This is a genomic window from Sinorhizobium fredii USDA 257 (assembly GCF_000265205.3).
GTDB lineage: Bacteria > Pseudomonadota > Alphaproteobacteria > Rhizobiales > Rhizobiaceae > Sinorhizobium > Sinorhizobium fredii_B.
Genome location: NC_018000.1, coordinates 303,268 through 314,904 on the forward strand (window position 1 = coordinate 303,268; position 11,637 = coordinate 314,904).

The 11,637-nt window shown below is 63.3% G+C and carries 6 protein-coding genes; 1 reads left to right on the forward strand and 5 read right to left on the reverse strand.

Annotated features, from left to right (window positions below):
• Positions 1 to 339 precede the first annotated feature (339 nt).
• Positions 340 to 7,416 carry a hypothetical protein gene (locus USDA257_RS01345; RefSeq protein WP_014761063.1) on the forward strand — a complete coding sequence of 2,359 codons (7,077 nt, stop codon included), beginning with the start codon at positions 340 to 342 and terminating at the stop codon, positions 7,414 to 7,416.
• Position 7,417: 1 nt separating this feature from the next.
• Here USDA257_RS01345 and USDA257_RS01350 read toward each other — a convergent pair whose 3' ends face one another.
• From USDA257_RS01350 to rhaI, 5 genes are all read right to left on the reverse strand, one after another.
• Positions 7,418 to 8,404 (reverse strand): GlxA family transcriptional regulator, encoded by a 987-nt coding sequence (locus USDA257_RS01350; RefSeq protein ID WP_014761064.1) that lies wholly within the window; start codon positions 8,402 to 8,404, stop codon positions 7,418 to 7,420.
• A 492-nt stretch (positions 8,405 to 8,896) separates the two neighbouring features.
• Positions 8,897 to 9,358, reverse strand: coding sequence for a YbaK/EbsC family protein (locus USDA257_RS01355; RefSeq protein WP_014761067.1), 462 nt, complete (start codon positions 9,356 to 9,358; stop codon positions 8,897 to 8,899).
• 82 nt (positions 9,359 to 9,440) lie between these two features.
• Positions 9,441 to 9,629 carry a hypothetical protein gene (locus tag USDA257_RS01360; protein WP_014761068.1) on the reverse strand — a complete coding sequence of 63 codons (189 nt, stop codon included), beginning with the start codon at positions 9,627 to 9,629 and terminating at the stop codon, positions 9,441 to 9,443.
• Between the two features lie 173 nt (positions 9,630 to 9,802).
• A complete protein-coding gene (locus USDA257_RS01365; protein WP_014761069.1) occupies positions 9,803 to 10,057 on the reverse strand; it encodes a GlsB/YeaQ/YmgE family stress response membrane protein in 255 nt (84 codons plus the stop codon).
• 274 nt (positions 10,058 to 10,331) lie between these two features.
• A complete protein-coding gene (rhaI, locus tag USDA257_RS01370) occupies positions 10,332 to 11,624 on the reverse strand; it encodes an L-rhamnose catabolism isomerase (RefSeq protein ID WP_014761070.1) in 1,293 nt (430 codons plus the stop codon).
• Positions 11,625 to 11,637 lie beyond the last annotated feature (13 nt).

Below are 11,637 nucleotides of genomic sequence, written 5' to 3' on the forward strand. Positions count from 1 at the left end.
AACGGACGATAAGTCGTTCCGCAATGGGGTCGCCGCGCGGACCGCTCCGGCGCAACGAAGACGTGATCATGTTGAAGGTCAGACAGACGCAAGGTTGCTGACTATTATCAACGGCAGCTTATTCCCAAAGCAGCCATGAGATCGCCCATGCCGGTATCCGGACGTTTCCCTTCCACAGCTCGCAATTCGAACGAGGGCCGGGCCTTCTGACGACGGCGATCTCGGCGTCCGTCCGGACCTACCTTCAGCGGGGAGGGGCCGGAGGTTGCAGGAACGACTGCTCTTTCTGGGCGGTCGTTGGCAGATAGAGACCAATTAGGCCCAAGGTTTTTTTCACGCATGACCTCCATCATTTCGTCCCTGAGCCCCACTCTGATCAAATCCTATTCGACGGCGGCCGTGGCTGCCTGGACGACGGAAGACGTGGCCTCGTTGACGACGAAGCAGATCAGCGCGATGTCATCGGCTCAGATCGCCGCGCTGGACACGGAGGACGTCGATGTCCTCAGTTCCCGGCAGTTGGCCGCCATCTCCCCAAGCGCCGTCGTCGGTTTGACCCTGGAGCAACTCGCCGTCCTCGACCAATCCGACATCGAAAGCTTCGGCACGAGCCAAGTTGCGGCCCTCACGACGACGCAGGTCGACGGTCTTTCGACGGACCAGGCGGAGGCGTTGAGTTCGACCCAGGTCGCGGTTTTTAGCGCGTTGCAGCTCTCGGTCATGAGCGAGGAAGACCTGGCGACCTTCTCGACCGTCGACATCGCGGCCATCGGTGCGAAAGCCGTGTCAGGTCTGGCCACAGAGGTCATCGCATCCCTTTCCACGGATCAGATTGCCGCCTTGAGCACCCGCGCCATCGCCGGCCTGACGGCCGCGCAGATCGCCGCCTTGTCCACCGATCAGATTGCCGCCTTGATGACAGCCCAGGTCGGTGCACTGAAGGCCTCGCAAATCGATGCCTTGGGCAGCGACGATATTGCCGCGCTTTCCACCGATCAGATTGCTGCGCTGAGCGCCTCGGCGATCTCGGGGCTTTCCACCAACCAGTTCGGCGTGTTGGCGATCGACCAGATCGAGGCACTGACCGTCTCACAGGTGAAGGCGCTGACCGCGGCGCAGCTCGGGTCCTTGGAGACGGACGGCATCGCGGCATTCTCGACTTCCGAAATCGCGGCGATCAACAAGGCCGTATGGGGCTTGACCACGGGTGCGATCGCTGCGCTCTCCACCGCACAGATTGCCGCCCTGAACACGACTGCGGTCGCCAACCTGACGACCGCGCAGATGGCCGCCCTGTCGACCGATCAGGCCGAGGCGATGTCTGCCTTGCAGGTGAAGGCGCTGAATTCGAGGCAGCTTGCGGCGCTCGGGACCGACGGCATCGCGACATTCTCGACTGCCGAAATCGCGGCGATCACCAATCTGGCCATCAAGGGAGTGAGTACGGAAGCCATCGCTGCGCTTTCGACCGCTCAGGTTGCTGCCCTGAGCACCAGTGCCATTTCGGGCCTGACCACCGCCCAGAGCGACGCCTTGTCCTCCGACCAGACCGCGGTCCTTTCCGCCGCACAGCTCAGGACATTGAGTTCGGCGCAAGTCGCCGCCTTCGGCACGGACGATCTTGCGGCCTTGTCCACCGATCAGGTCGCGGCGCTCAGCACGAAGGGCGTCCTGGGCCTGACAACCGATCAGATCGCTGCGTTGTCGACCGACCAGATCGAGGCTCTGTCCGTGACACAGGTGAAGGTCCTGAACGCGCGACAGATTGCGGCCCTGGGGACCGACGGGTTGGCTATGTTCTCGACCGGCGACATCGCCGCGATCAGCAACAAAGCCATACTGGGATTGGATGCGGAGGTCATCGCGTCCCTGTCCACCGATCAGATTGCGGCCTTGAGCACGAGTGCGATCGCCAGCCTGTCGAGCACCCAGATCGCCGGCCTGTCGACCGCCCAGGCAGAAGCTTTGTCCGTCTCGCAGGTGAAGGCACTGAGCTCGACACAGCTCGCCGCTCTTGGAGAAGAGGGCGTAGCGACGTTCTCGACCGCCGAGATGGCGGCAATTACCAACAAAGGCGCCCCGGGCGTCAGCGTGGACGCCATTGCAGCGCTTTCCACCGCTCAAATCGCCGCGCTCAGCACGAGTGCGGTCGCGAGCCTGACCACCGCACAGATCGCCGCCTTGTCGACCGACCAGACCGCGGCCCTGTCCACCGCGCAGCTTAAAGCGCTGAGTTCGACGCAAATCGCCGCCTTGAACACGGACAACGTCGCGGCTTTGACCACGGCTCAGGTCGCGGCGCTCGGCACGAAGGCTGTCGCCGGCCTGACCGCCGACCAGATCGAAGCCTTGTCCTCCGATCAGGTCGGGGCTCTCTCCACTGCACAGGTTGCCGCCCTCGGCTCCGAGCAGCTTGCCGTCCTCAGTGCGGAGGACATAGCGGCATTCTCGACCGCCGATATCGCGGCGATCAATTCGAGCGCCGTTGCCGGATTGTCGGCAGATCTCATCGAGGCCCTCACCACGAACCAGATCGTGGCGCTGACCACGAAGGGCGTCGCTCACCTCAGCACCGACCAGATCGACGCCCTGTCCAGCGACCAGATTGCAGCCCTCTCCTCCACGCAGGTTGCCGTTCTCAGCTCCACCCAGCTCTCGGCCCTCGAGCCAGAGGACATAGAGGCGTTCTCGACCGCCGATATTGCCGCAATCGGCTCGAAGGCCATTTCGGGCTTGTCGGAGGATGTCGTCGCGGCCCTGTCCTCCACGCAGATTGCCGCGCTCAGCACCGCCGGCATCGCGGGCCTGAGCACGGACCAGATGGCCACGCTGAGCTCCGACCAGGTCGTCGCTTTGAGCACCAAACAGATTGCCGCGCTGAAATCGACGCAAGTCGCCGCCTTGAGCACGGAGACTGTCGCGGCCCTGTCCTCGGACATGATCGCCGCGCTCGGCACCGCCGGCATCAGCGAGCTGACCTCTGACCAGGTCGAGGCCCTGTCCACGGACCAGATCGTCGCGCTGAGCACCAAGCAGGTCGCCGCGTTGACGTCGGCGCAAATTGCCGCCCTGGACACGAGCGACATCGAGGCCTTCTCGACCGACCAGATCGCGGCGTTGAGCACAACGGCGATCACCGGGCTGAGCACAAAGCAAATCGTGGCCTTGAGCACCGACCAGATGGAGGCCCTGACCGCCGCCCAGGTCGGAGCCCTAAGTTCGACTCAGATCGGAGCCCTGGGGACGGAGGACATAGCGGTCTTCTCGACCAAGGACATTGCGGCGATCAGCGCGAGCGCCATGACGGGACTGTCCACGGCTGTCATTGCTGCCCTTTCCACCGATGAGATCGCTCTCCTGAGCACGACGGGTATTGCCGGCCTGAGCAGCGCGCAGTTGAACGTGCTCAGCAGCAGCCAGTTCGCCGCCTTGAGCACCAAGCAGGTGGCGGCGCTGGGCTCGGCGCAGGTCGCCGCCCTGGGCACGGACGACCTTGCGGGTCTCTCGACCGATCAGATCGCAGCTTTGAGTGTCACTGCCGTCGCAGGACTGACCACCAGGCAGCTCGTCGCCTTGAGCACCGATCAAGTCGAAGCCCTGACTTCGACCCAGGTCGGCGCTCTGAGTGCGACGCAGCTTGTAGTCCTGGGGACGGAAGACATTGCGGTCTTCTCGACCAAGGACATCGCGGCCATCAGTTCGAGTGCCATTTCGAGCCTCTCCACGGCCGCCGTCTCGGCCCTCTCGACGGATCGGGTTGCGGCCCTGAGCACGGCCGGCATTGCCGGCCTGAGCAGCGCACAGGTCAACGCGCTCAGTACCAGCCAGCTCGCCGCCTTGAGCACCAAGCAGGTTGCCGCCCTGAGTTCGACGCAAGTCACCGCCTTGGGCACAAGCGATATCACGGCCCTCTCGACCGATCAGATCGGGGCCTTGGGCACGGCTGCCATGGCGGGACTGACCACGAAGCAGCTCGCTGCCTTGAGCACGGATCAGCTAGAGGCTCTGACCGCGGCGCAGGTCGGCGCCCTGAGCTCGACGCAGCTTGCAGTCCTGGGGACGGAAGACGTGGCGGTCTTCTCGATCAAGGACATTGCTGCCATCAGCGCGAGTGCCATAGCGGGACTGTCCACGTCTGCCGTCGCTTCCCTTTCGACCGATCAGATCGCAGCCTTGAGCGCCACGGCCGTCGCCGGACTGACCACCAAGCAGATCGCTGTTCTGAACTCCGACCAGATTGCCGCCTTGTCGACCGACCAGATTGGCGGGCTGACGTCGCAGCAAATCTCCGCGCTTGATGCGGACGATATAACGGCGCTGTCGGTCGAGGACATTGCGGCGATCGGCGCGGATCTCGTTTCCGGCCTTTCGACGGATGTCATAGCTGCCTTCTCCGCCGGTCAGATCGCTGCGTTGAGCACGGCTGCCGTTGCGGCGCTGAGCACCAAGCAGGTCGATGCCTTGAACAGCGATCAGCTTGCGGCCTTGACCACGGCCCAGATGGGGGCGCTCACGTCCAGACAGGTCGACGTGTTGAGCACGGACGACGTCGCGGCGCTCTCGACCGACCAGATCGCCGCCTTGAGCGCGGGCGGCGTTGTCGGTCTGAGCACGGCGGATATTTCCATCCTGAGCGCGGACCAGGTCGATGCCTTGACGACGGACCAGATCGCCGCGCTCGGCTCCAAGCAAATCGCTGCGCTGAGCACGCACGACATTGCAGGCTTCTCGACGGCGGAGATCGCGGCTCTCAGTTCAAGCGCCGTGGCGGGACTGTCCACGGATACGATTGCGGCGCTTTCGGCGGAACAGATCGCGGCTTTGAGCACGGCCGGCGTCGCCGGTCTTACGACGGCCCAAATGAGTACGTTGAGCACCGACCAGATCGCAGCCCTGTCGACCGAACAGGTCGCTGTCCTCAGCTCCAAGCAGGCGGCGGCCCTGGGCACCGAGGACATTGCGGCCTTCTCGGCGGACCAGATTGCCGCGCTTGGCACGGCTGGCATTGCGGTCCTTTCCACGGCACAGATCGATGCGCTGAGCGCCGAGCAGCTCGCGGCCCTGACCTCAGAACAGGTCGCGGCGCTGAGTTCGACGCAGATCGCGGCGCTGAGCACGGAGGATCTCGCGACCTTCTCGACCGCGGATATCGCGGCGATCAGTTCGGATGCCGTAGCGGGGTTGTCTACGGACATGATAGCAGCGCTTTCGGCGGATCAGATCGCTGCCTTGAGCGCGGACGGCGTCGCAGACCTTTCCACCGCCCAGCTCAACGCCTTGAGCGCCGACCAGCTCGAGGCCCTGTCGACCGACCAGATCGCTGCTCTCAGGTCCAAGCAGGTGGCGGCGCTGGGCACCGACGACATTGCGGCTCTTTCGACGGAACAGATTGCCACACTGAGCACGGCGGGCGTTGCGGCGCTTTCGACCATGCAGATCCAGGCGCTGAGCGCCGATCAGCTCGAGGCTCTGACCATGAGTCAGATCGCGGTGATGAGTTCGACGCAGATTGCGGTGCTGAGCACGGACGATCTGGAGAGCTTTTCGAGCGCGGATATCGGGGCGATCAGCTCGGGCGCCGTGGCGGGATTGTCCACGGACACGATCGCAGCGCTTTCGGCGGATCAGATTGCCGCCTTGAGCGCGGCGGGCGTCGCCGGTCTTTCCACCATCCAGATCCAGGCGTTGAGCACCGCCCAGATCGAGGCACTGTCGACCGACCAGATCGCAGCCCTGAACTCCAAGCAGGTGGCGGTGCTGGGAACGGACGACATCGCGATTCTCTCGACGGACCAGATTGCCGCGCTGGGTGCGGCAGCGTTTGCAAGCCTTTCCACCGCCCAGATCGACACGCTGAACGCCGATCAGCTCGAGGCCCTGACCTCGGCCCAGGTGGCGGTGATGAGTTCGACGCAGATCGCGGCGCTGAGTACGGACGATCTGGAAAGCTTCTCGACCGAGGATATCGCAGCGATCAGTTCGCGTGCCGTGGCGGGATTGTCCACCGACACGATAGCGGCGCTTTCGGAAGATCAGATCGCGGCGCTGGGCACGGGTGGCATCGCCGGCCTTTCAACGGCCCAGATCAACGCCTTGAACATCGACCAGGTCGAGGCTCTCACCTCGTTCCAGATTGCCGCACTGAGTTCGAAGCAGATCGCCGTTCTCGGCACGGATGATCTGGAGACCTTCTCGACGGATGAAATAGCGGCGATCAGTTCGACTGCCGTGTTGGGGCTCTCCACAGACACCATCGCTGCGCTTTCGGTCGATCAGATCGGGGCCTTGAGCTCGGCCGGCATATCAGGCCTTTCCACCGCCCAGATCAACGCGCTGAGCACCGACCAGATCGAGGGCCTGTCAACGGCGCAGATCAGCGGTCTCGGCTCCAAGCAAGTGGCGGCACTAAGCACCGACGATCTCGCGGTACTCTCGACGGCGCAGATTGCCGCTTTGAGCACGGCGGGCGTTGCCGGCCTCGGCAGCGATCAGGTCAGGGCCCTGAGCGACGATCAGGTCGACGCCCTTACCACCGTGCAGATCGCCGCCATGAGCTCGGATGCGCTGTCGGGGCTGAGCACGGATGACCTGGAAGGCTTCTCGGCCGACGAGCTTGCGGCGATCAGCTCGGCCGCCATCAGCGGGCTGCCCACGGAGTTCATTGCCGGGCTCTCCACCGCCGAGATTGCCGCCTTGGGCACCGCCAGCATTGCGGGCCTGAGCAGCGCCCAGATCGGAGCGATGAGCGCCGAGCAGATCGATTCGCTGTCCACGGATCAGATTGCCGCCTTGAGTGCGGACGGGCTTGCGGGTCTCACCACCGAGGATCTCGCAACGTTCGAGACCGAGGAGCTGCAGGCGATCAACGCGGCTGCCATAAAGGGATTGTCGACGAGTTTTGTCGCAGCGCTCTCCACCGACGAGATCGCAGTCTTGAGAGCAAGCCAGGTCGGCGCGTTGAGCTACAACCAGGTGGCGGCGATGAGCACCACCCAGATCGCGACCTTGTCCACCGCGCAGATCAGTGCCCTGAACGCCATACAGGCCGCGGCCCTGGGGACGGACGACATCGCCCAGCTCTCCACCGATCATATCGTCGCCTTGAGCACGAGCGCGGTCTCGGGGTTGACCGCCAGGGTCGTCGTCGCCTTGACGACAGACCAGGCCGAGGCTTTGACGACAGTTCAGGTCGGTGCGATGACCTCGGCGCAGGTCGCGGCATTGGAGACCGACGATCTGGCAACCTTCTCAGCGGAAGATGTCGCCTCGTTCAGCGCATCCGGTGTGGCGGGCCTGTCCACAGAAGACATCGGGAATCTGTCTAGCACGCAACTGAACGCCTTGATGGACTCCCAGATGGACGCTCTGAGCTCCGATCAGATAGCGGCAGTGATTGCGGCCTATCTGTCGACCTAAACTAACGCCGGCCGGGCGCTGCGTTACGGGCGGCAGCGAGCTGCTTGCGCGCCGCCGCCGGGGTGATCGAGAAGGCCTTCCGGAATTTGCGGATGAAGTGCGAGACGTTCTCAAAGCCGGTTTCCAGCGCGATATCGATCAGCGGCTTGTCGGTAGAGGCAACGAGGCGCATCGCGGCGTCGAGGCGAAGCTTCAGATAGACGGATATCGGCGTCGCCCCGAGCTCGTTCTGGAACAGGCGCTCCAGTTGCCGGCGCGAGATGCCGAGCACATTCGCCACGTCGTCGATGCCGATGAGATCTTCCAGATGCTGCTCCATGACCATCAGCGCAAGGCTGATCCGCTTGTCCTGGACCGGCACGGGGCCGAGCGGATTTCGCGGCTGCATCTCGCTCGCCTCGCGGCGACGCGTGATCTGCATGATTTCGAGCGCATTGCGTTCGGCGTCTTCGCCGACGTGCCTCCTGATCAGGTAGGTTGCGAGGTCGGCGACGCTGCTGCCGCCGGCGCAGGTGATGATCTTTGCATCTTCGACGAAGATCCGGTTCGAGGTGACCTCGATCGCGGGGAAGCGGGCGCGGAATTCGTTGTGATGCAGCCAGCTCACGCATGCGGCATGGCCGTCGAGGACGCCGGCCTCGGCGAGAACGAAGCTCCCGGTGCAAACGCCGATGATCGGCACGCCCGCCCGTGCGGCGCGGTGCAGATAGTCGATCGTCTCCCGATCGAGCGGCTCGGCGACATTGAGCCTTCCGCCGACGACCGCGATGTAGCTGAATTCCGACGGTGGGCGAAGCGGCGCCGTCGGCGCCACCTGGATGCCGCAACTCGACATGACGAAGTTCCTGGTGCTCCCGAGCACCTCCCAGTCGCAATTCACGCGCCCCGACTTGTCCTCCACATCGCTTCCCAGGCGAAGGGCATCGACGAAGAGCGAGAAGGCGCTGAGCGTGAAGCTGCGCGCCAGAATGAATCCGACACGCAGCACACCGTTGTCCCTGAGGGTCTTTCCTGCTGCAGCTGTTGTTTCCGTGAGAGCCGTTCGCAATGTCGCGCTGTTCCGTTGACGATCTGGCGGGGCCCGTCACCGGCCTCCCGCCACGCGCGTCTCGGGACGCGCTTCCAAAGTTCGAGATCCGCTTCTATTCGGCAATTATCCCCCAAGCAACGGCCCGGGTAAATGCTTGTCTTACCTCCCGAGACAGGGGGGCTAATCCGCATTGACAGGATGACTTATTAACCAACTTGTCGGAAGGTTCTTAATGTCGATGGGAGGGGTCGGCACGCCGATTGTCGGCGAGGGGCCGTCAAGTTGCGCCTTCGCTTATTCCCATTGAAGCGCGGGCAAGGATCTACGCAGATGACACTGCACATGATGAAGGTGCTGTTGAGCCTCATGGCCGCGCTTTCGTTCGGCTCGCTCATGGTTCTCGTGGCCGTTCTGTAGGATCGCCCGCGTGCCGGCACCCCGGCCGGACGGTCAAGCTTCCGAAACGTCGATCCATTCGGCGCCGGTCAGTTCCGCCATGCGGTGCGGGTTGATGTGGACGGCGGCGTTGATTGCGCCGGCAGCGGGCACCACCACATCGAAGGCCTTCAAGGATTCATCGCAATAGACGGTATGCGGCTTCGCAAGTCCGAACGGGCAGACGCCGCCCACCGGATGGCCAGTTTCCAACTCGACCTCCTCGAAGCCGAGCATGCGCGCCTTGGTGCCGAAGCGGTCCTTGTATTTCTTGTTGTCGAGGCGAGCGTCGCCGCGGGTGACGATCAGGATCACCTCGTCGCCGACGCGAAGCGCCAGGGTCTTGGCGATCTGCGCCGGCTCGACGCCGTGCCCTTCGGCCGCAAGCGCCACTGTGGCGGTGCTCTGCTCGAGTTCAATGACATCGATGTCCGGGGCGTGCTCGGAAAAGAACTCTTTGACGGAGGTGAGGCTCATGTGCGGCTGTCTATGCTTGCTTGGCAAAAGGAGAATAGCCACGGCAAAGGGCGGCCCGCGGCGTCTTGAGGAGGGAAATGTTTCAGTCGTCGTTCGACGCGTCAAGGTCTTCCGGACGCCGGCCCTCCTGTTGCGGCGGCAGGTAGCCGTGGCTTGCGAACCAGTTTTCGAGAATCGTGGAGATCGCCTGTTGGCGCGTCACGGTACCTGGATGATCGCTCATATAGGTCTGCAGCGCAGATTCGATCTTTTCCGCATAGAACTCAGTCATCTTTCTCTCCGCTCTCTTTGTGCGGCAGCGATCCGCGACTTTGGACGCGGAACGCTTGGGCGCCATACCGTTAATCAGACGGACGAAGGCGGCCGGAACGCTTGTAATCGCTGAATGATTTTGTCCTCAAACCGGTTCCGATGATAGCGAATCCTGTGCCGGATATCGCCATTTCAGGCCTGTTTGACGATCCGGATCAGCACCAGCAGGATAATCGCACCGATGGTGGAATGAATGATGGCGGCGAGAATGCCGGTGCCGAGCGTGATGCCGACTGCCGGAAACAGGTAGCCGGCAATCAGGGCGCCGATGATGCCGACGACGATGTTGCCGATCAGGCCGAAGCCGAAGCCGCTGACGATCAGCCCAGCGAGCCAGCCGGCAACGGCGCCGACGATCAGAAATACCAGAATGCTTTCGATACCCATCAATGCTCCCTTTCGGTTGTGCCTGCGGGAAACATAGCTCATCCGTCGCGAGCAGATAGAGGGCAAAGCGATCGGCACCGCTTTTTCTGCGCAATGGTGATGGTCGGCCGCGGAGCGGCTAAACCTGGAAGGCTCGATCGCAATTGACCTTGCCTGAATAGCGACGATACCGAGGTTCGGGCGGCCTCGGGATCGTCAATCCGAACAGATAGGAGCGACTCGGAAAGGTGCCGGCGTGTCAGCGACTGCTTACCTACGTTCCGGCTCAGACAGTTCAGACGATGCCGCCACCACCACCGGCAACCGCAGGGCGTTCAGCCGCCACCTTGGCCCGGTAGCCGCTCGCCCGGTAGGTCGCGACCGGCGCAATCGCACCGCCGTTTTCGAGGCGGGCCATCGCAAGGATCGGCTCGACATCGGTCCGGAATGCTACTTTAAGCGTTTCGGATGCCATCAGTGCGTCATTTTCCTGCTGGTAACCTTCGAGCGCCTCGCGGTCGACGAGAAGCGCCTGGGCATAGGCACGGCCGACTTCCATCGCGCTGGTCATCAGGCTCTCGATCGGATCCGTCACGTTATGGCTCTGATCAAGCATATGGGCCGGTTCGAAACCCGGCGCGGCGCGGGTCTCGGCGTCTACCAACTCGTTGAACACCAGGAACAGCCGGTAGGGATCGATCGATCCGGTGTCGAGGTCGTCGTCGCCATATTTCGAATCGTTGAAATGGAAGCCGCCGAGCTTCTTGAACTGAATCAGCCGGGCGACGATCATCTCGATATTGACGTTCGGAGCGTGGTGGCCGAGGTCGACGAGGCAGAAGGCCTTAGGCCCCAATTCCTGGGCGATCAGATAGTTGGTGCCCCAATCCTGGACCACCGTCGAATAGAAGGCGGGTTCGTACATCTTGTGTTCGGTGAAGACGCGCCAGTCGTCCGGAAGCGACGCATAGACGGCCTTCATCGCATCGAGATAGCGCTCGAAGGACCGGGTGAAGTTGCTCTGGCCCGGAAAGTTGGAGCCGTCGCCGATCCACACCGTCAGCGCCTTCGAGCCGAGTGCCTTGCCGATCTCGATACATTCGAGATTGTGCTCGACCGCCTGTCGGCGTGTCGCGGCCTCGCTATGGCTGAGAGAGCCGAACTTGTAGGAATGGGCCTGGCCCGGCGCGTCGGAGAACGTGTTCGAGTTCATCGCATCGAAGCTTAAACCCAGCGCCGCGCCTTTTTCCTTCAGCGCCTTGAGATCGGCCACCTTGTCCCAGGGGATGTGCAGCGACACGCTCGGCGTCGCCCGCGTCAATTCATGAATGACGCCGCAGTCTTCGAGCTTGTCGAAGATGTTGCGCGGCTCGCCCAGGCCGGGGAAGCGGGCAAAGCGCGTACCGCCGGTGCCGACACCCCAGGAGGGGACGGCAACACCGTAGGCGGCAACCTTCTGCTTGATGGCGTCGATGTCGATGCCGCGGCGCGAGAGTCGCTCGCCGAGGCCTTCGTAGTCGCGCCTGAGCGCTTGCTCGCGCTTGGCATTCTCGGCGTCGATCGCCGACGTGCTGATCATGTTTGTCATGGCACTCTCCCGA